Genomic DNA, 20,497 nt, shown 5'->3' with positions numbered 1-20,497 from the left:
TCACCTGAGCGATACCGGGACCGGGCGGCTGCTTCGCAATGGGGAGGAACACCCCGCCGGACCCGCGATCGAGGCCGCTACAGCAAGTCACATGTTGCCGCGGCTGTGACCCGCCCACCGGAAACCCGCTGGTCGTGCCCGTTCCCATCTGCTGGCAGCCCACCGAGGGTTCAAACCTTCGCAGCGGCGCGCCCGACTGCGCGGTCGTCGCTGGTGTGCGGCATGGCGGCCGGCAGCACCGGTAGCAGCACGCTGTGGCGGAGGCGGCTGAAGCGGAGGCGCGCAGGCGGAGGCGGAGGCGGAGGCACGGTCGCGGCAGATCGCCTCGCTGCTGTTCCGTCCGGAGAGCAGCGGACGAAGGTATCCCCGCTTTCCGGACGGCGGTCCTTCGGTGTGTCCGTGAACGGTCACAGGGACGTCGTGGATCAAGGACATCCCGTTCTCGGTGTACGACATGGTGCATAGTGCATGGACAAGCAGTTCACAGATGTCAGCTGCGCCAATCCTTCGAAGGATCCCCCCTCATGGCCTCCCTGCGTACTCGTTCCGTTCTGCTCGCCGCCGCCCTCGTCACTGGAACCGCTCTGCTGACGGCCTGCCAGAGCGACACGGGCGACAAGGCCGCCACGGCCACCGCTTCCTCGCCGGAGGCGGCTGCCGAGGCTGAGGACTCATCGGGTGCGGACCACGACGCCGACGCGTCGGCCCCCTCCGGCACGAAGGCACCGGCCGCAGAGGCGGAGAGTGACTCCAGCGGCAGTGGTAAGGCCGCCTCGGGATCCACCCCCGGGAGCGCCGGCGACGGAGCCGGCCAGGGCAAGGGGGGCAAGAGCGTGAGCGGCACGTGGTTCGGGAATGTGTCGTACCTGGCGCCCGGAAAGTACACGGTCTCCGGCCCGAAGGGTGAGGAGCAGGCATTCTTCACGGCCGACAACACGGAGATCTGGGGCGCGGGTGACATCTGCGGCGACGAGAACGGCCAGTCGGCCACCAAGTGCACCGAACAGCAGCTGGAAGCTGCCGCGCAGAAGGGCGTCTCCGCCGAGGTGAAGATCAGCAGCGGCATCGCCACCCGCATCACCGACGACCACTGACCCTTCAGCTAGGGCCAAGGCCCCGGATCTGCGGGGCTTCTGTCACCGTCGACGCCTGCCCCACGCGCTCGGCGTCACGGTGGACCTGCCCCTGGACGGGCGAGCGACCACATCGCGAGACAGGGCATTCGCGCCTGCTGGCCTGCGTTCGGCACGGTCACCGTGGTGCGGGCCCCAGGGGCGGGGCGAGTCGACGACCAACGTCACCGGCTGACGCGGACCTCTCGCTGCCGGCCGGGCGGCAGCACTCCTACGGTCTGCGCCGCCTGGCTGTTCTGGAAGCGGCCTGCTGCTCCTACGGCCAGGCGAAGGAAGCGACTGATAGCCGGTGCGGGAGAGAACTCGGCAAACACCACGCCGAACAACTCGTCGTCGACGCAGACCGCGACATCGACAGCTTCTACCAGCGCCAAGTACCGGTGCCGACGACTGCCGCCACCGCGTCGTCCTCCAGGTCGACGGCAAGGGCATCGCGATGCGCCCCGAGGCCCTTCGGCCCGCGGCCTTGAAACCACACCTGGCCGGGAAGCGGGCAATGCGGACCAGACTCGCGCCGGGCGAAAGGCCGCACCGCAAGCAGTTGGCTGCTTTGGCCTGTGGCTTCGACGTCGATCCGGCACCCCGGCGTCCGCACGGCGTCATTGCCCCGCCGGAAGGCCGCAGCGGCACCCGGCCGGCCAGGCCGCGGGACCGCCGAGTACCAGGACGAGCCGCGGCTGTGGCGTCTAAGGCTCGCCACTGTCACGCGGGGTCCTTGTGCAGCGCGAGGTTTTCGGCTCCGCGTTCGACCGCGCGGGCGTGCCCGTCAACGCGCAGGCCGCGGGGACGGGCGAGGATCAGGGGCTGCGTTGCTCTGGGGGACGGGCTCGTAGCGGGCACCCTCGGCCGTTCGGGATCCGCCCAGACCTTCCACTGCGGCCCGCATGCTGTCCAACCCGCGCACGATATGCGGATGACGTATACCGAGGACGCGGCCACCGCACACGCCTGGGCGGCCCTGGGGGGCCGGAGCAAACTGGTTCAGAGCGTGTCCTTCGAGGGGGCTGGCGCTGTCCTGCCGTCGCGTCTGCCGATGAGGGAACTGGCGCGGGCCGGCGTCGGAGTGTCCTCGCCGGCGGCGGCGGAACTGCCGGCGCCGCGCAACCGCGTGCCGGTGCCCGCAGTGCGAGTGAACGAGGCGGCGGTGGCCACCGCGTTCGTCAGTGAACGCCACCTGCGAATCGACGGCCGGGCCCCGACGTCTTTCGCCCCGCTGTCCGAGTTCTGGCAGGCGGCCGACGGCTGGGTTCGCCCCCACGCCAACCACCCGCACCACCGAGCCCGGCTGCTCAGCGCTCTGGGTATCGCGGACACGGGAGGGGACCAGGCGCTGGTGGGTGTGCTCCCGAAGGAGTTGGCATCGCGTCCGGCCGGGGAGGTCCAGGAGACCATCTACGCGGCAGGCGGCCTGGCCGTGGCCGTGGCTTCCGGCACCCGCTGCGGCCGGGGTCGCCCTGGTCGAGACGCGGCACGTGGGTCAGAGCAGCCCTCGGCTGCTGGCGCCCGCATCCGTACCGGCCCAAGACGTGCGGGTATTGGACCTGCCGCGCGTCATCGCCGGCCCCGTTGCCACACGCACACTGGCGCTGCTGGGCGCCGACGTGCTGCGCGTGGACGCCCCCCAGCCCCCGAGGACGCGGATGCTCACGCCGACACCGGCGTGGGCAATCGCTCCACGTTGCTGGACCTCAGCAGCCCTGGCGACCTGCACGCCTTCGAGGACCTTCTCAGCCAGGCGGATGTCGTGGTGACCGGCTACCGCCCCGGTGCCCTGGACCGGCACGGACTGACCCCCGACGTGCCCCCGGACCGGTACCCCGGCCTAGCCGTGGCCCAACTGAGCGCCTGGGACTGGTCCGGCCCCTGGGCCGAGCGCCGCGGCTTCGACAGCCTGGTCCAAGCCGGTACCGGTATCGCCGCGATCGAGGCCACAGCCGACGGCCGCCCCGGTGTACTGCCCGCACAGGCGCTGGACCACGGAACCGGGTACCTGCTCGCCGCCGCCGTCCTGCATGCACTGAGCGACCACCAGGCCACCGGCGGTGGGCGTCATCTTCGCCGCTCCCTGGCAGGCACAGCGTTCTGGCTGCTGCACGACATCCGCCCTCCCCCGCACAGGGCGAAGCCGACACCTACGATTCCGGATCCTGGCTCACCGAGACCGAATCGCCCTACGGACTGCTGCGTTATGCCCTGCCCCCGGTCCACTACAACGGCGCACCCGTGAACTGGGACCACGCACCGACCCAGTGGGGCACCGACCTGCCGAACTGGGCCTAAGAACGCGACGGCACTGGGCCTTCGAATAACCATGGCGAGCTTAAGTGGGCAGCGCATCACCGCTGTTCACAGGGTCAGCGTAGACCTCTGCCGGAGTGCGGCAGCCGTGTGTCTCGCGCTCCCGGCCGCGGTCCCAGGTGAGCGTCCGCCGGTTGGGGCGGGATACGGGATACCGAGAAGGCTCCTGGTGAGGCACGGGGTGACCTGCTCGGCCTTGATGCCGGCGACGATGGTCGTGCTGCGGCTGGTGCGCGACCCTGCGGTCCTCGACCTCGGCGGGGCGGGCGGTGATGGACACCATGCCGCGGATGAGGCCCCGCCCGGTGGGACGGCGGGCGATCTTGGCCGGACCCCGTCTACGGCCGCCGAACATGGAGTCGGACCACCGCAGACCGGATGACCATCGCCGGCGCCGCGTTCCGCACCGGATGGCTCCCGCTCGTGGGCCGCCTGCGCCCTTCGCGGCCACCGCCGCGCCCGCGGCACCGCTGCACAGGTGGTGCCGCAGGGCGCGGACGCTGTGGGTCAGCGGTGGAGGGAGCGATCTCGGACACCCACACGCTCTCGCCCTGCCTTGGCCGACCGCATCGACGCCACCGCCCAGCTGAGAATGAGTCAGGGCCGGTTTCGGATGTCTCCGAAACTGGCCCTGACCTGCGACTGTCTCCAGTCGGGACGACAGGATTTGAACCTGCGACCCCTTGCCCTCCAGTCAAGTGCATGCTTTCGGTTCGGAGTTCTGAAGGTTCGTTGACGCCCGTATGACGCCATACCGTGCGAGGCCCGGGCTCAAGGGCCAGGGAAGTCTGCGCGCGCGTCCGGGTAGGTCACGTGGCTGCAGCCGCGCCGCATCGTCCCGCGGGTGCGTCGCGGGCAAGGCATGCGCAGATTAACCGGGGAGAGATGCGGGTAGCTGTCCGGTCGTGCGGTCGCAGGGGCCCCGAGAAGGAGATCCCAAATGTGGTTGGCGTCCTGCTAACTGGTGTATCAAGCAAGCGGAACACCCAGGGAGCGGCCCTGATCGCCTTTGCCGGTAACCCAGCTCGGGGTCACGAACCCGGGACCGGCGATGACTACCGAACACTTCCTATTCGCTATTGCTAGACACGCTGGGACGTTCGCTGAGTCGTTCACGGCCGGAACACTTCTCGCGTGTCGGTTGACACCCGAGGCAGGCTACGTAGTACACCCGGGGCCGCGCATAAGCGGCGGATTGAGCAGCCATGCGTTCCCCCGACGGTAGAGGGCGGCTGGGCGACCGGTGGAGGGCAGCCGCTGTTTCCCCGTGGGCTGCACGAACCCTGCGGTGTTGAGTACTTTGCGGCGGAAGTTGCTCGGGTCCAAGTACTGCCCCCAGATCACTTCGTAGACCTTGCGCAGCTCACTCAGGGTGAACCACTCCCCGCAGAAGGCGGTCGCGACAGCGGTGTACTCGAGCTTCCTGCGGACCTCCTCCAGTGCCTCCGCGAGGATGGCCGAATGGTCGAACGCCAACCCCTGTTTTTCTTTAGCTAGCTGTGACACGGGAGCCCAGTAGGCTCGCCGGGCGTCGGTACCGCCCACGGGAGCGGGAAGATCTGGCCCCAACGCGAGATAGGCGATCGTGACCACCCTCCCTCTCGGGTCGCGTCGAGGATCTCCGTAGGCGCCGAGCTGCTCCAGGTGTAGCCGACTGCCGTCGATGCCGGCCTCCTCCCGGAGTTCCCGCAGGGCCCCCTCGCGCAGGGTTTCGTCCTTCTGTACATAGCCGCCGGGCAGCGCGGCCCAGCCCATGAAGGGCTCCAGCCCACGCTCGATCAGGAGCACCATCAACTGATCGCCCCGGACCGTGAAGATCGCCAGGTCCACGGTCACCCACGACACCTCCACCTCAGTGGAGTCCTTCAGCCAGTCATCCACGAGAACCCCTAAAGGTCGCATTGACTTAAACACCTTCGACGCTTATGGTCCCATAGACCTTAAGCCTACGAGGCAGGGGCAGAGCATGTTCAGTTCCCATACGCCACCGGCCAAGGCAGCGACCGATAAACCCACTGCTGCCACCCGCCACTTATGCACTGGCGTGTACGTAGACGAACGCTTTCGAGACCTCGTGATCAACGAGGTGTGCACCGCGCCACACCGAAAGGTCGCCCCGTCCTACGGGTTCGACATCGTTCCTGTCATGCACCACGCGTGGCGGGCCGCCGCGCTGAGCGCACTCCTACGCGTGACTGTGGCCGGGTCGGTGATAGCCCCTGCTGTCGCGGGCGCCCTGCCTGCCGCCGTCCTCGTCACCTGCGGCCTCGCTCTCCTGTGGCTGCTCCGGCTCGCCGCGCTGCTCCGGGATGTTGACCGGGAGCCGAGGCCTCGTCGGAAGTCCAAACGCCGAGGCCTGGGGCCGGTACGAGGCGGCCGTCGGCGCCTCTTCAGGCTGCTATTCCCCCGGAGGCACTCGGAGAGGGCGCGTGCACTCAGACGTATCGGGTCGGCCGCTTTGTCCCTGACAGTGGCGGGCCTGGCCATCGCACTTACCCATCCGGACCACGCCACCACGGCCCTCCACGTAGCCGTAGGAATCACGCTGGTGTGCCTCGGTATCGGAGCCACGCGTCAGCTGATGCTCAACCACATTTTGCGCGCGCCGACTCTTCGGCCCGCACGCTTGTCCGGTCGTCAACGAGCTGCTGATGTACAGCAGCAGCATCTTTGCGCCGTATACCGCCGCCCCCGTCACAGCGAGGATGAGGACGAGGACGACATCACTGTGTTCACGCTCTTCGGGGACGAGTCACCGTTCGTCGGGGCCGGCGAACTCGTCTACCAGTGGAACCCGCCGATGAGCATCCAACTGCTGCGTCCCGGCGACGACGATGCACCGCTCCATGAACGCGAGCATCCAGTACCGCCCTTCCAAGCACATGAACTGGTCGAGTACCTGCGCGAGGCGGTTCAGTTGCTGGATACCGACAGCGCGGACGTGCGGCTTCCCGCGCAGGTCCGCGACCGTGTCTACGTAGCCGAAACGGACGTGGCGATGGACCGTTCACTTCTTCCACAGGAGTTCAGTGAGGGCGATCTGCGCGTCATTATCAACACGCCCGGATCCAAGCAGCACCACTTCCTCGAGGTGACAACTCCTGCGGAGGGGGCGGAGTTCGTCGCGACCGTCCTGTTGCACGTCAGCCTGCAGGGGCGCACCTTGAGTATCTCCACGGCAGCGTGCGTACTCGCCCACACGCCGAGATCTTTCCAGCGCACCGCGGAATTCGGCCATCACGGATTCACCGCCGTCGTCTGGGCAGCATTCCGCGAACTGACCACATTACCTACCGAGATCCAGCGCTCATGGCGGCTCGTCCCCTACCTCTACTTCTTGAGCAAGGCAGTCGTGTTCCCCCGTGACCTCACTTCCACACCAATCCGCAACGTCCTGATCGGCAGCCGGGTAAGCATACGGGAGAGGTCAGCCCAGGCATGGTCCAAGATTCAGCTGGAAAAGAGCGACATCCTGGGCCGGATGAAGACAATCGAACAACGGTTACTTCACGCCGCCGGCGACTTCCTGCACGCCAACGATGTGGACATATCCGAATTCAATGACCGCGCACTCAAAATCATCAACAGCGGCATCTTCAACTTCGGCGACAACAACAACTTCAACAACAACGCCGTGGGCAACGCAGCACAGGTCGGCGTCTCCGCAAACCAGCCCGCAGGCCCCAACAACCCCAGCGGTGGAGGAAGTCAGTGATCACCAATCGAGGCATCGTCAGCAACGGCGACAACAACAACTTCAACAACAACGCCGTCGGAGAACACGCTCATGTCTCCGTGGCTGGCCCTCCCCACCACGCCGACCGCCCCACCGACACCGAAACGGCCGACGAACGGACCACCGTGTGGGACGTCGGAGTGGTAACGATCCTCAGCGAGGAACTGCGTTCCGTGGTCGATGAGTTAAATCTGGTGCGCCACAAGGAACCTGGCGGGTTGTACTTCTACCGAGGTGAACACACCACCCCGGAAGGCACCGTTCGCATCGTGGCTACCCAGAGCCAGAGCCAGGGACAACGATCGGCGATGGCTGCCCTGGAGAACCTGCGCCGCCACTACGAGCCTCGGCTGTGGGCCCTGGTAGGAGTAGCCGGCGGTATCCATGACAAGCACGCCCGCATCGGCAATGTCATCGTCTCCACCGACATCGTCTACTACGAGAATCGTAAGATCAACCCACGTGAGGACGTCCGCCGCCGCGGGGAGCACCGGCAGTCACCAGCACCGGTCGTCCATGCGGTGAACGCCTTCTTTGCGGATCACGGCACCCCAGCACGCATCCTCGGTCAGCTATCCACGCACGCCTCGGAGGAGTTCGAGGTCTACCCGGGAGTGATCGGGTCCGGCGAAGCCGTCATCGCCGACCGCGAGAGCGAGATCCGCAGCTACCTCACGGACTACCACGAGAAAGTCCTGGCGGTAGACATGGAAGCTGGCGGACTGAGCCAGCACTGGCAGGAAAACTCTCTCCACGACGGAATCAACCCCGGCTGGATCGTCATCCGGGGCGTATCCGACAACGCCGACGACGAAAAGGGCCACGGATATCACGAACTCGCGGCCCGGAACGCCGCACACATCCTGCGGCAGCTCCTGCCTTATCTCTGCTGACCACGAAGTCAAATATTCGTGATCACGCAACACAGGGAGAGGCTCACATGACTGCTTTTCTGTTCGGGATACTCAGCTCTCTGGCAGCCAGTGCAATCTTGCTCCTCCTCGGCCTCCTACGCGGTGCACGCCCACTGTGGTGGATGGTCGCCGTCTGCTCTTGGTGCACCGGCACTGGACTCGGCCGTGTGTACCGCCATCAGTCGTCCGCCGAGCGGGACATCGCACGCGACCTTGGCCGGGCTCGTTGGATCAAGGTCATGGCAGGGCGTGGCAACGTGCTCACCCGTGAGGTCTTCTCTCCTCTGTGGTCGGGCGAACTGTCCCCGGAGTCCGTCCAGGTTCTGCTGCCCGACCCTCGCACGCAAGCCGACTCCTGGCTTGAGCGGCGCTCACACGACATACGCCTATTTGATCCCGGCTTCACTCCGGACATGCTCAGGAACCAGGTCCGGGCGAACATGGACTACCTCGCCCATGCAACCCGCACACAACGCAACTTCGAGCTACGCAGCTTCAACCTGCCGAATAGCTGCCGCGTAATCGCAACGGACCGGGCCGCCTACCTCACCTTCTACAACAGCTCCGCTCACGGCAGGAACTCCCCGTGTCTCTACACCCGGGCATCCGGACTCCTGTACTCCATCGCCCTGCAGCAGTTCGACGCAGCCTGGAGGAACAGCTCGCCCGCACTCCGGACGCCGTAGCTCTGGCACGGTTCTTGGCAGGTGCTTCATCCCGACGGTGGGCTTCCCCGCCACCAGTTTCAGTGTCCCCGGCGCTAGCCCGTCGGTCCGGGGCGAGGGTCTCGGAGGGGTCCTTGCCATGGAGCACTGTCGCACGTCTCACTCGCTCCCGAGCACCTCACGAAGGCGAGTCAGGGCCGGGCAAGTCCACCGCATGGCAGTCCCCGCGCAGTGTGCCGAGGGCATCCCGCTCGATGTGCGACAGGCGCCGGGCGCCCCTTCTGCCAGTAGACGGTGGGAAGGATAGCCGCGGGCCGACCTGTCGGGGCGTACCCGGCCGACGACGGCAGTCTCCGTCTACCGGCGAAACAGGGCTCGCCCCCTCCACGTGTATCGCAACACCGCCCACCTGACGTCACTCCATGCGTTCTTCCGCAGGAGGCACCCATACGTCGCTACGATCCGGCCCTCAACACACTCCTTGGGAAGACCATGCACCGCACCCCCGTTGCTCTACTCGCCGCCTCTGCGCTCGCGCTGGCCAGCTGCTCCAGCACTGCGGAAAGCGAACCGCCGAAAGCCACCGCAACCGCCATAAAGACGCCTTCACTCTCGGCCACTGAGCAGCGGGAAGCCTGCGTCGACGCGTGGTCCAACGCCCTGCAGAAGGAAGCAGATACCGATCTGGTCCAGAGGCCGTCACAGTTGCGGCCTTGCCGTCCTGAAGTTGCTGAAGGCGCTTCAGCGTCGCGGCGAGCATGGCCTGGGTGCCCGAGGGGTTCCCCGCAGCGCCGCCTTCGATCCGCACCCCCGGGTGCTGGCGTTGCCGGAGCGGACGTACCTGTAGACGGAATCGTCGCTGACGTTGACCAGGCGCCCCGGCCCAAGCAGCCATCCACCACCGCGCCCCTTTCTCACGCAGCCGTGACCACAAGCGAGACAGGGGACAGGTTTGGCGATAGAGCGCACCCGACCGCAACCGGCTCGCACTACCCGCACCTCTCTGGGGACACAACCGGCCTACAGGAGTAGCAAGCGAAGGCGAGGTGTGCCGTGGCACGCACCACCCACGACTGCGTCGTGACCGTACTGGCCGAGATCCGTGGCGGCCCGGTCGGCTGGGAGAGGGCCGACCGGAAGCTAGCGGAATGGGGCTGGTCACATCGCGAAGCCACCCCAAGACAGCGCCGGATCGCGCACCGGGCATACGGACGTGACCGCCGCGACACGCGCTATCTATGGGTGGACGTACCGGTCACCGGGTCCCCCTGGCGCGCGAACCGGGAGGCAGTCTGGCGCATCACCGATCTACGCCGCGCCGCGGGCACCGTCACGGTTGGCCGGTTGTTCAGAAGTGAGGAGGTGGACCTGGAGCTACAGCCCGAGTGGCAGGTGCACGAGGTACGGCGGCCTGGACCCGACTCCTCCTCAAGTGCGCGCTCCGGTCTACGCCGCCTGAACGGACATCTGCGGCGGGTCTCCGAGCGTGCGGGCCTGCACGACACCGGTACACTCATGCACGGCCCCCAGGACGCCACGCGGTACATAACCCAGCGCCTAGACACGGCCATACCCCGGCAGGGGCTCGACGTACGCCCTCTCGACGGTCGCGGCCGCTCTCACACACCCCAGCACGGCGAGGACGCTCTCAACCGCGCGCTGGTCCTCTTTTGCGGCCCGATGCTCGCCATGGGAGTTCTGCTGGTCCTGGCGCTGCACTCCCGGCCCCTCGGTGCCGTGCTGTTCGGGCTGCTCGCCGCTGCCTTCACAGGCAGCGCTTGGTGGACCGCCCTGACCCTGCCCGTCGCCTCCACCTGGCGGCGCAGCGTCGGCCTATGTGTCGCCACAACGCTGCCTGTGATCGCGTACGCGGCTGGCGTTCCGGGGTTGCACGCGGGCATAGAACCAGTCACTTCGATCCAACTCACGGCTTCGGCCTACTACTTGATCGGCCTAGTCATGCTCGTCCGGCGATGGAAGTGGCACCTACTTACTGCCGGCGCACTGCCGCTCCTGGCCACACTGACCGTGGCCTCGCTGCCGCTGACCGGGCACATCCTGCTCGACGGCTACGCCGATGAACTCGGTCTCACACCGCAGGAGACCGCTGTCAGCGGGTTCTGGCAACTAGCCGCAGCAGTGAAGCTGGTCTGGCCCTCTCTCGGCGCAGCCCTCTTCTTCGCCGCAGGCTGGGGCATACTGCGGTACTTCCACTTCCTACGCCCCGGATCACTCCTCACGGGACTGGCCACGGGCTGCCTGCTGGCGCTCGCCCTCCTCGCCACCGCTTCGGCGACTCTTCACTCCCCGGTGGCGGCAGCCGACGGGCTGCGCCGCGCCGCTGCACAACACACCGACCCACCACCGTACTTCGGCATCCAGGCTGACTGGGTCTGCGTAAACCCGACAGTCGCAGCCCACGCCTTGGACACGAAGGGCGGCCGCCTCTCCCCCGCCACGCCATACCTCTCCTTCGGCGACACCGACGGCTCACTCGTCCTGTGGAACCGCGCGACCGGGGCACCACTGCGCATCCCCGCCAGCCAAGCCGCAACTGTGCCATGGCGCCAAGGCAGCGAGGGCTGCATCTAGATCCACTACACAGCGTGATTGATTGAACTCACACTGTAGTGATATCAAGACTCATTGAGCCTCAAAGCGCGTCCATCACGAGGAGGATCATTGAGCTCACCACGGCAGCAAGATCCCGGAGTTAACTTCCCAGCGCCGCTCCCATGGCTGACACGAGCCGGGGCCACACCCCACGTCCCTGGTAGTCCGCCAGAAATCATCAGCAATCTCCGCACCCTCCTGGCGGAGATCGCGAAGGACGGGACAATCGAACGTTCCGTCATCTGGCCCAAGGCCGGCGACTCGATTTCCTTGCGGGCGGCGGTTCATGCGCTCGGTGCGTGCGGACTGGTGAAACGGGAGGGGCGCCCGACACGTCTGTCCCTCACTGACGAGGCCAGCTACTTTCTGGGTTCCGGAGACGAGCTCTATCTCACCGCTCTTTTCCATGCGCACGTCAGGTTCTTCGGCGAAGCGCTCGCCGCATTGGGTGAAGGGCTCTCCCATAACGAGTTGAATGAGGTCGCAGCAAAGGAATACGGACTCCGCTGGAACTCGCTCGACCAGGTTCGTCGACGTGTGTACTGGCTCCGCGCAGCCGGGCTCGTCGACTACTGGACCAACGGCAAGGTCGTCCCTGCGGAACGCGGCCTGCGGCTCCTCGACCGTCTGGAACTGGTGAACCCCGATCAACTTCCTCACCGCCGTCAAACTTCCGCTCAGACATTCGAACTCCCCCCGCCACCGGGCCCGTTGTCCGACAAGCTGACCCATGCCGGTCAGGCCGCACTGCAGTCACGCAAGCGTTCACTGGGCTATGTTGCTGGTGGCACACGGGTGGAAGCACTGGCCCGCCTGGTGAACGCAGCCGTGCCTGCGATCAAGCGAAGTGACTTTACGGCCTTCTGTTCCGGAGAATACGGCGTTCTGGAATCCTCCGCCGAACAAACGCTCGGAACTTTGCGTTCACTCGGTCTCCTGACTCAGGTAGGCACCGATACTTTCGCGGCAACAGAACTCGCCGCTAGCTGCCTCGCGTCCGACGAGGCTCTGGACTTCGTTCGTCTGCTGCACCTCAGCGTCGCCTTGCTGGGAGAAACCCTTGATGCCTTGGAAGACGAGGCGCACACGGCCACACTCCATCGCGTTCTCTCAGAGCGATACCCCGACGTGCAGCTCACACGGGAAGACGTCACACGCCGCATCGCGCTCTTCCTGGAGACCGGCCTCGCCGAGCGCATCGGACTTACCGTCCGGCGAACGGAGTTGGGAACCGCACTGGTCCACACGTTGCCACTCCTCGAGCCCGCGACCTCCGACTACCCCGGCAACGCTGATGAAGGTGCTTCCCAAGGAGGCTCAGACGAAGCTGCCCTGACCGATACCGGCAAGCGCAGCTTCGGCTTGCTGGCTGCCGAAGTCGTACAGGCCGCCACCGACAGCGCCGACTACCAACGCTTTGAACAGGCTGTTGCGGCTGCATTTCATGCACTTGGTGTCGACGTCGAAACACACGGCGGGCCGAAGACGACCGATGTGGTCATCGAGCTATGGCAGTCGCCGACCGACCGGCAGCGCGTCGCAGTGGAAGCCAAGACGGACGGCGCAGGACTGGTGACCGATCAGGACGTCAAATTCTGGAGACTGGGTGAACACCGCGAACGCCACCTGGCCCAGAGCACCCTCCTGGTCGGCCCCCAGTTCGACGCCCGGGTCACGCAGGAAGCGGCAAGGGAGAAGGTGGCTCTGCTCACCGCGCGAGAGCTCGCGGATGCCGTCACGCGCCACAGCCGTACACCGCTCTCGCCGCGCGAGATCGCGGCGATGGTGACCGCCGGAGAAGAAGCAGAGGCACTGGAACTCACCTGGCGGGAGGCGGAGCGGCGGCAGGAAGCCCTAAGACGCCATTTCACTTGGCGTGATCCTGCGGCAGTCTGGAGTGATGACTGCTGCGCTTGTCGAGCGGATGGCGCCAGAAGGCCTGTGGAGCCTCTTTCAGCGGGTAGTGCCGCCGGCGCCGGTTCGCCCGCAGGGCGGAGGGCACCGCCGGCGCGGGGACCGCGAGGTGCTGGCCGCGATCGCCTTCGTGGCCACCTCGGGCTGCACCTGGAACCAACTACCGCCGGGCTTTGGACTGTCGGGGGTGACCGCCTTCCGACGGTTCACCGAGTGGACCGAAGCCAGAGTGTGGGCCAAGCTCCACCGCCTGGTTCTGGACGAACTCGGTGCCCGGGGCGAGCTGGACTGGTCACGGTGCGCGATCGACTCCGTCAGCGTCCGGGCTCTCAAAGGGAGCAGCTGACGGGACCGAGTCCGACCGACCGTGGCAAGAAGGGATCGAAAATCCACCTCATCGTCGACCGCCAGGGCCTGCCCCTGTCGATCGGCATCTCGGCTGCCAACCTCCACGACAGCCAAGCCCTCATCCCCCTGGTCCGCGGCATCCCGCCCATACGCTCCCGTCGCGGCCCACGACGCCGGCGGCCCGGCAAACTGCACGGTGACAAGGGCTACGACTACCGCCACCTGCGACGGTGGCTCGCTTCCCGCGGCGTCCGACATCGCCTCGCTCGCAAGGGCATCGAGTCATCCCAGCGCCTGGGCCGGCACCGCTGGGTCGTAGAGCGGACCGTGTCCTGGTTGTCCGGCTGCCGCCGTCTGCACCGCCGCTACGAACGCAAGCCGGAACACTTCCTCGCCTTCACCGCCATCGCCGCGACCCTCATATGCCATCGCCGCCTCGCCAAGTGAAATGGCGTCTAAGCCTGGTACTGCACACCCTGTGGAAGAGCGGGAACGATCCTGTTGACATCCGCTACACCGCCGGGGTGCTGGGGGTCAGCGACATCTGGCGAGAAACGAAGGGAGTACTTGAAACCCCTCTGGACAGCAGCGAGATCGAGGAGGCTCTGACGTTCCTGGTGTCTCCTCTCATCGCTGGAGTGGAACGGCAGGGCGGTAACCATGTCGCCACGGCGCCGCCCTCTTTGATCGCCTCCCGCCTGCGGGCGCTGGCTGCTGTCATTGAATCGGCCGACGGGGAAGGGCCTCGCTGGAGGCGTAGAGGAGAGGAACCTCCCACTCCTCTCAAAGGATCAGATCCTGAGCCGTCTGGGAATCCGTCTGTGCCGCGGCAACAGGATTCGTGCGCAGACGTCACAGCGCCTCTGGTCCGCGCCTGGGCCAAGGCACAGGGACGGGCCGTCAACGAACGGGGCAGACTGCCGCAGAACCTGGTCAAGGAGTACAAACAGGTCCACGGCCGTGAATGAATGACCGAGCAGGGTGGTTCAAATCTCACTGAACCAAACGTTCAATGGGATCAGGGCTACCGACTCACGTGAGTCAGTAGCCCACGTCCTGAACTCACCCCCCTCCGCCTCACCTTCGGCCGGTCCGCTGCCTAACGCTCCCGATTCGCTCGGGCCTTCCGCGACCTGGCCAAGAACCTCGACCAGGACGGTGAGCCGCGCCCACGCTGCACCGGCGAGGAAATGGCGCTGCACCTAGCCCTGGTCCGCGCCCCACACTTGCGCACCGAACAACTCCACATCGTCACCCGCGCCCTGGCCGGCCTACCCAACCACCCCTCCGACTGGGCCTGGGGCTCCGCCCCGCGAACTCCTCCTCGAAGACCATGACGTCCTCCTGTTCTTCGACAACGCCCTGAACGGCATCGGAACACCCTCGACAACGACGTGCACCAGTACGCAGGCATCGTCAGTCTCTGGCAGGACACCGGGTCCTCCCCTTCGACGCGTCCGACACGGACTCCATAGAGACCGGCTGAGCGAGGACGAACGCGCGCGAACCGCCCGTCCAGGCAGCGGCCGCCTGGATGACACTCAACCTGCCCGAACTCTTAATGATGATCACTCCAAACGGATCAACACCGCTAGGCTGCACGGACTGTTGACATGACAAGCCGTCACCGACCCGACAGGACGGTGGGAACGGGATACCGTGAGTTCTTCAGGATGGCCTGGCACTTGCCGTACGTCGACGACAGCGGCCGATGCAAGCGGATCGCGCACCGAGCAAGAGCGCCGCGCTGGAATTCTCCAGATGTGGCGGGCGGCAGAGTACTTCAGTCCGCCCGCTGTGGATCGGGTTGATCCGTCCCAGGGTGTCTTCGCGGCGCGTCCGGGGCGGCCGCTAGCCTGGGAGCCCGGTTCGCCGCTGTCCTCCCGGACCCTGCATCCTCGTTGTGTCTGGCAACACACCGTCTACGCGGGTGTCTTTGACATTTCCAGGATGCGGGACGTCCTGATGGAGGCGTTCCGCTCGCCGGGCGAGGAAGCCGACTTCGACGGCCGAATCTCGGGTCAGAGCGCCTTGCTCAGCTTCACCATCAACCACGACGGTCGGCTGATCAAAGGGAGCGTGACGCTGTCGTCCTGCGGTTGGGCGGTGAGTCGCACGCTGGCACCAGGCCCTCATGACAAGGCGTGGCTGGAAGGCTTCGAGGTCAGTGAGCGCACCCTCGTCGAGACTCTGCTCGATGTGGCCGACGGCCACATCCCAGTGCACCAGGACCCGGCCCCGGCCGCGGCCGCGGCCCCAAGTCAGAACGGGCCGTACGGTGATCTCGCACGTGGCGAGGGTGCTCCGGAACTGTCGGGCCGTCCCGTCGCCGGACTCATGTCCTCACTGGTGACTGCCGCGGTGAAGGGTGGAATCAGTGGTGCTGCGGACGTTGCTGCGGCAGGGCTTGGGCTCGGGCCCATTGCGGGCGCGGCGGCCGCGAACATCACCGAGGAGCTGAGCGACGCCTTGCTCAACCGAGCCTGGCAGAGCAGCCAGGGGGACAACGACGGCAGCAAGAGGGCGGCAAACCGGCTCGAGCCCCCGCCCGAGGTCGGCACCAAGCGCCTGGACATTCATGACCTCGTCGCTATCACCCGCTGGGTGACACAGCAGCTGGGCGTCGGCGAGGCACTGGCGCCCGACTCGATTCGCGTCAAGAGCCAGCAAGTGCGGGAGGATCGGGCGGACGAGGCTGGCAGTGATGCGCTCATGAACAGCTTCTTCGCCGAAGACCTGGCCCGGGTGGCCGACGCCGTCACCGGGGGCGACGCAGGTCAAGCTCTCGTCAACTTCCTCACGCCCGAGGAGTCCGTTGATCCGGCCACCCGAGTCGACGTACGCACCGGGCTCCTCGACGTACTCGGTGGCGTTCGGCCCGACCTGACACCTGCGGGCCGGTGGCCGGCCGAGACGGATCAGCCCCTTGCGCTGAGCCAGCAGTTCGCCGTCAACCAGATCATGAACCGGCTGGGCGGGGCAGACGCGTCCGGTTTGTACGCGGTGAACGGCCCGCCGGGCACTGGGAAGACGACTATGCTGCGGGATCTCGTCGCCGCGATCGTGGTGCGCCGCGCGGAGCGGCTCGCCGAGCTGGCGACTCCGCAGGACGCTTTCCGCAAGAAGCCACTGACCTGGGAGACCGATCCGGTGAGTGGACGCAGATCGGTCAGGAAGCTCCGGCCGCTGATCGACGACCTCACAGGCTTTGAGATGGTGATCGCCTCGTCGAACAACGGCGCGGTGAAGAACGTGACACTGGAGATCCCTGCCGAGAAATCCGTCGGACCCAGCTGGCAGGGGCATGCCGCCTACCTCCGGGAACCCGCCGGCCTCCTGCTCGACTCCACCCCGGCCTGGGGCGCGGTCGCCGCATGCCTGGGCAAGCGGCAGCTGCGCTCCGACTTCGTCGAGGCGTTCTGGTGGGGGCAGCCGAAGGATCGACGGACCCAGGCCGCCGACAGCGGCAGCCCGCCACGGGGCCTTCGGCAACTGCTCACCGATCACATCAACGCCGAGCGCGGCACCGCTGCAGCGCAGGATGATCCGCCGCTGTCCGCGCTCTCCTGGACGCAGGCCACCGCCCGCTTCCGCACCGCGCGGGCGAAGGTCGACGCTCTCGTGCGGGAGCGGACCCGCCTGGCCGATCTGGCAGAGCGGCTGGCGGTGCCCGACCCGCTCCTGGAGTCGCTCCGCTCGGGCGTCGCGGACTTCCGCCGATCGCTCGCAGGCCTTCAGGACCAGTACGAGCGGCAGCGCGCCGCTATCGCTGCAGCCATCGGACGGGCCGAAGAGCAACGCCGTCACGTTGAACGAGCGGTGGAGGTCTGGCGGGCGGCGGAAGAGATCGTAGGCCGAGCAGCCGGGACAGTCGGGGACACCGAGGCCCGGCTGCGAGAGCAGGATGCCCGCCACCCCCCTCCCGGCCTGGTTCGCCGCGTCCTGGGCCGCGGCGCTGTGGCTCGTTGGGAAGCCCAACGGGCGCCGTTCGTCGCGCGACTCTGCGAAGCGGATGAGCTGTTAAGGCAAGCGGAACAGGCACACGGGCAGCGCGATCACGAGCTGCTCGGCGAGCGCTACCGGCTTCAGCAGCTCACTGCCACGACCGATACCCTGCAGCGCGACGCCCGCCTGGTCTTGGGACAGTTGGAGCGGGCCAGGGCGGATATGGCCGCCGGTGAGCAACAGGTTCACGCACGGTTGGCGAAGCTCGATGCGGAACAGCAAGAGCTGGATCGGACTCGGGAGCGGTGGGGGGCAACGTTCCCGGGCGAGGAGTGGCTGGCCGGCCCGGACGACCGGGCGGCGATGGAGACGCGGGAGCTGTCGGCGCCATGGATGGATCCGGAGTTCGCCTCTGCTCGCACCCAGCTGTTCCTAGCCGCCCTCGACCTGCACCAGGCTCTGCTCGCCGGAGCCGCGAAGACCGTCCGGGAAAACCTGTTCGCCGCGATGGAGGTGATCAAGGGGTCGGCTCCGCCGGGCCTGCCGGCCGCGACAATCCTCGCGTCCTGGCAGATGCTGTTCCTCGTCGTCCCAGTGGTGTCCACCACCTTCGCTTCGCTGAGTCGGATGTTCGAAGGGATCGGCCGTGAGTCGATCGGCTGGCTCCTGATCGACGAAGCGGGACAGGCCGCCCCGCAGCAGGCCGTGGGGGCGCTCTGGCGTAGTCGGCGAGCTGTCATCGTCGGCGATCCGCTACAGCTCGAGCCAGTCGTGACGCTGCCGCTGACCGCGCAGAAGCGGCTCTGTCGCCATTTCGGTGTGGACGGGCAGTGGGCGCCGGGGGCGGGCTCGGTGCAGAGCCTTGCCGACCGGCAGACGCGGTACGGGACGTGGCTCGGCGGGGAGGAGCAGGGCCCGGTGTGGGTCGGTTCACCGCTTCGGGTCCACCGGCGCTGCGACCGGCTGATGTTCGACGTCAGCAACGAAATCGCCTACGACGGGATGATGGTCTACGGGGTGAACGAGCGCCACGACGACGGGGTGCCCCTCCACCGGAGCGTGTGGCTGCACGTGCCGTCCGCGTCCGCTGGCGGGAAATGGAACCCCGAAGAGGGCAACTGTCTGGAGAAGACGCTGCGACTGGTGGAGCAGCGAATCGCGGAACAGCCCGGGGCGGAGCACGCGGATATCCCCCGGCGCCTCGGGGAGTCGGTGTTCGTGGTGAGCCCCTTCCGCGAGGTCTCGACAGCACTGCGCCGCTCGGCCGCGTCACAGTTACCGCAGGCACGCGTGGGCACCGTGCACACGACACAAGGCAAGGAGGCCGACATCGTCGTGATCGTGCTCGGTACGGCCGCGAACGCAGCCGGCTCACGCCAGTGGGCAACAAAGAGCCCCAACCTGCTCAACGTCGCCGTCACCCGGGCCCGCCGCCGACTGATCGTCATCGGCGACCGGACGACCTGGTCGCGCCACCAATACTTCTCCGCCCTCGCCGCACATCCGCTGCTCCATCACGCGAACGCGGCCGACTGGCAGCAGTGATCTCTAAGGCCTGACAGAGCCCTCAGGAAACGCCCCCTGCTTCGGCGCCTCTTGCCATCACCATGATCCTTTTCCGTATCGACGGAGCGTCGGGCGGGCCGAGAGCAGTACCCGGCAATGCGGCTTCAGATCGAGGCCTGATCCACACCGAGGTCGTGCCGCATGGCATGCCGCAGTTGGCTCAGCAACGTCCAGGACACCTCGATGTCCGCCTCGAACGCTACGAGTTCACGTTCACTCGTCGGTGGTTGCCCATGGAGTCGTATGAGTCGACCATAGCTGGCGTTAAGTTGTTGGTTCACATCCTGTGCCGCTGAGAATACTCCCGGAGGCAGAATCATCTGCGCCTCCGCATAGCTGTCCCGATGGGCCAGACGCCGGGCCTCGAGTTGCTCCCTGCACTCATCCGCATCGGTACTGGAGCGCAGGGCATGCATCAGGTTGACCTGAGCTGTCTGGTATTGGCGAGCTGCCGTATTGAAGCCGATGTAGCAAGCACGTCTCAGATCAATCAGTTCGCGACGCGCCGCCTCCGCCAGCTCGGCCCGCCGCATCTGTTCGGTGTGCTGACGTTCTTCTCGCTGGGCGGATGCAACGGCCTGCAGCTCCATCCGCTTGGTCTGGTCCGCCCGTCGTTGCGTAAGGAGAGCCGCGCCGAGTGTGCCCAGAACACCAGCTACAGCTGCCGCCAAAGTAACCCACTCCTTACCCACCACACGCTCCCCTTTGCGCTCGCCCCGAATGTGGATTGCGCCCGACTCTATCGATGCGCGGGTGGGCGCTTATTGGTGCACTGCCCGCCGCTACAGCAGGGGCTGATCGGATAGCAGTGTGCTGGGGACCATCCGCAGGGCGGGATGACCGTCGGGCTCTGGGCCGGTGGGGTCGAAGCAGCGGTTCTGCGGGATGTCGAGCACGGTACAGACGCCGCTGTCGATGGCCGCGGACGATGTGAAGACGAGCCCGTCGACGGGGCGTTGCGCACCAAACACCTTGAGCAGGTACTCGGTGACGATCTGTGTGGGCACATAGGCGAGATACTCGTGGCCGTCAGTGTCGGCGCTAATTCGCTCGGTGAACTCGTGCAGGAAGTTCAGCGCATGCCGCACATGCGACCGATCTGTGTCGAAGAGGGTCAACACCGGCGCCAGTCGGGTGAAATCAATCACCGTGCACGGGCGGGTGGTCTCGAACGCGACGCTAGTAGCACGCCACCCGCGACCGGTGACGTGCCTCGCCAGCCCATCTTGGCCTCGTCGGCCCGCTGGGCGTACTGGGTCAGGGCCTTGGCCAGGTGGGGCAGTCCCAGCTTGCCGGCCGTGTTGCGGATGCGGGTGGAGACCAGCTCGCTCAAGACGATTCCTTCGTGCTCGGCTTGGTGGTGAA

Annotated in this window: 12 protein-coding genes and 3 pseudogenes; 10 read left to right on the top strand and 5 right to left on the bottom strand. The window is 66.7% G+C overall.

Annotated elements, in window-relative coordinates:
• The first annotated feature begins 524 nt into the window (after positions 1-524).
• Positions 525-1,094, top strand: a complete 570-nt coding sequence (locus ACZ6JY_RS36010) for a hypothetical protein (protein ID WP_469202967.1) — start codon at positions 525-527, stop codon at positions 1,092-1,094.
• A 203-nt stretch (positions 1,095-1,297) separates the two neighbouring features.
• On the opposite strand, the gene ACZ6JY_RS36005 is transcribed toward ACZ6JY_RS36010, so the two are convergent.
• Positions 1,298-1,507 carry a hypothetical protein gene (locus ACZ6JY_RS36005; RefSeq protein WP_469202965.1) on the bottom strand — a complete coding sequence of 70 codons (210 nt, stop codon included), beginning with the start codon at positions 1,505-1,507 and terminating at the stop codon, positions 1,298-1,300.
• Between the two features lie 689 nt (positions 1,508-2,196).
• Here ACZ6JY_RS36005 and ACZ6JY_RS36000 point away from each other — a divergent pair.
• Positions 2,197-3,413 (top strand): annotated as a pseudogene (locus ACZ6JY_RS36000) (CoA transferase).
• A gap of 1,176 nt (positions 3,414-4,589) precedes the next feature.
• Here ACZ6JY_RS36000 and ACZ6JY_RS35995 read toward each other — a convergent pair.
• Complete coding sequence (locus ACZ6JY_RS35995; RefSeq protein WP_469202963.1) at positions 4,590-5,312, bottom strand: NUDIX hydrolase; 723 nt, start codon at positions 5,310-5,312, stop codon at positions 4,590-4,592.
• A gap of 577 nt (positions 5,313-5,889) precedes the next feature.
• On the opposite strand from ACZ6JY_RS35995, the gene ACZ6JY_RS35990 reads away from it, so the two are divergent.
• From ACZ6JY_RS35990 to ACZ6JY_RS35955, 8 genes and pseudogenes are all read left to right on the top strand, one after another.
• Complete coding sequence (locus ACZ6JY_RS35990; RefSeq protein WP_469202961.1) at positions 5,890-7,146, top strand: hypothetical protein; 1,257 nt, start codon at positions 5,890-5,892, stop codon at positions 7,144-7,146.
• On the top strand, positions 7,143-8,060 hold the full coding sequence (locus ACZ6JY_RS35985; RefSeq protein WP_469202958.1) for a 5'-methylthioadenosine/S-adenosylhomocysteine nucleosidase family protein: 918 nt from the start codon (positions 7,143-7,145) through the stop codon (positions 8,058-8,060). Before ACZ6JY_RS35990 ends, ACZ6JY_RS35985 begins: the two co-directional genes overlap by 4 nt.
• A 47-nt stretch (positions 8,061-8,107) precedes the next feature.
• On the top strand, positions 8,108-8,767 hold the full coding sequence (locus ACZ6JY_RS35980; RefSeq protein ID WP_469202956.1) for a hypothetical protein: 660 nt from the start codon (positions 8,108-8,110) through the stop codon (positions 8,765-8,767).
• A 1,032-nt stretch (positions 8,768-9,799) separates the two neighbouring features.
• The gene (locus ACZ6JY_RS35975; RefSeq protein WP_469202954.1) at positions 9,800-11,338 is read left to right on the top strand and encodes a hypothetical protein; all 1,539 of its coding nucleotides are present in this window, start codon (positions 9,800-9,802) and stop codon (positions 11,336-11,338) included.
• A gap of 330 nt (positions 11,339-11,668) precedes the next feature.
• A pseudogene (locus ACZ6JY_RS35970) lies at positions 11,669-13,081 on the top strand (restriction endonuclease); the annotation flags it as partial.
• A 178-nt stretch (positions 13,082-13,259) separates the two neighbouring features.
• Positions 13,260-14,068, top strand: a protein-coding gene (locus tag ACZ6JY_RS35965; protein ID WP_469203216.1) for an IS5 family transposase whose coding sequence is annotated in 2 segments (ribosomal slippage) — positions 13,260-13,610 and positions 13,613-14,068 — 807 coding nt in all. Because the reading frame shifts where the segments join, the coding sequence is not laid out codon by codon here.
• Entirely contained in the window at positions 14,044-14,589 is a 546-nt protein-coding gene (locus ACZ6JY_RS35960; protein WP_469202952.1) for an Lsr2 family DNA-binding protein, read from the top strand. The genes ACZ6JY_RS35965 and ACZ6JY_RS35960 overlap by 25 nt, the downstream gene beginning before the upstream one ends.
• Positions 14,590-15,571: 982 nt before the next feature.
• The gene (locus ACZ6JY_RS35955) at positions 15,572-19,111 is read left to right on the top strand and encodes a DEAD/DEAH box helicase (RefSeq protein WP_469202951.1); all 3,540 of its coding nucleotides are present in this window, start codon (positions 15,572-15,574) and stop codon (positions 19,109-19,111) included.
• Between the two features lie 125 nt (positions 19,112-19,236).
• Here the strand turns inward: ACZ6JY_RS35955 and ACZ6JY_RS35950 are convergent, their stop codons facing one another.
• The 3 genes and pseudogenes from ACZ6JY_RS35950 to ACZ6JY_RS35940 form a co-directional block, all read right to left on the bottom strand.
• Positions 19,237-19,803 (bottom strand): hypothetical protein, encoded by a 567-nt coding sequence (locus ACZ6JY_RS35950; RefSeq protein ID WP_469202949.1) that lies wholly within the window; start codon positions 19,801-19,803, stop codon positions 19,237-19,239.
• A 111-nt stretch (positions 19,804-19,914) separates the two neighbouring features.
• Positions 19,915-20,280 carry a hypothetical protein gene (locus tag ACZ6JY_RS35945; RefSeq protein WP_469202947.1) on the bottom strand — a complete coding sequence of 122 codons (366 nt, stop codon included), beginning with the start codon at positions 20,278-20,280 and terminating at the stop codon, positions 19,915-19,917.
• Positions 20,281-20,348: 68 nt separating this feature from the next.
• Positions 20,349-20,465: pseudogene (locus ACZ6JY_RS35940) on the bottom strand (AAA family ATPase); the annotation flags it as partial.
• Positions 20,466-20,497 lie beyond the last annotated feature (32 nt).

This window comes from Streptomyces sp. NPDC046335 (genome assembly GCF_055587985.1).
Note: the sequence above shows the minus strand (reverse complement) of the source record. Positions and strands in the feature narration are given on the sequence as shown.

What these genes read in the sequence shown, in the direction of transcription:
- ACZ6JY_RS36010 (WP_469202967.1), top strand. Translation starts at nt 525, where the DNA reads ATGGCCTCCCTGCGTACTCGTTCCGTTCTGCTCGCCGCCGCCCTCGTC.
- ACZ6JY_RS35980 (WP_469202956.1), top strand. Translation starts at nt 8,108, where the DNA reads ATGACTGCTTTTCTGTTCGGGATACTCAGCTCTCTGGCAGCCAGTGCA.
- ACZ6JY_RS35960 (WP_469202952.1), top strand. Translation starts at nt 14,044, where the DNA reads ATGCCATCGCCGCCTCGCCAAGTGAAATGGCGTCTAAGCCTGGTACTG.
- ACZ6JY_RS35955 (WP_469202951.1), top strand. Translation starts at nt 15,572, where the DNA reads ATGCGGGACGTCCTGATGGAGGCGTTCCGCTCGCCGGGCGAGGAAGCC.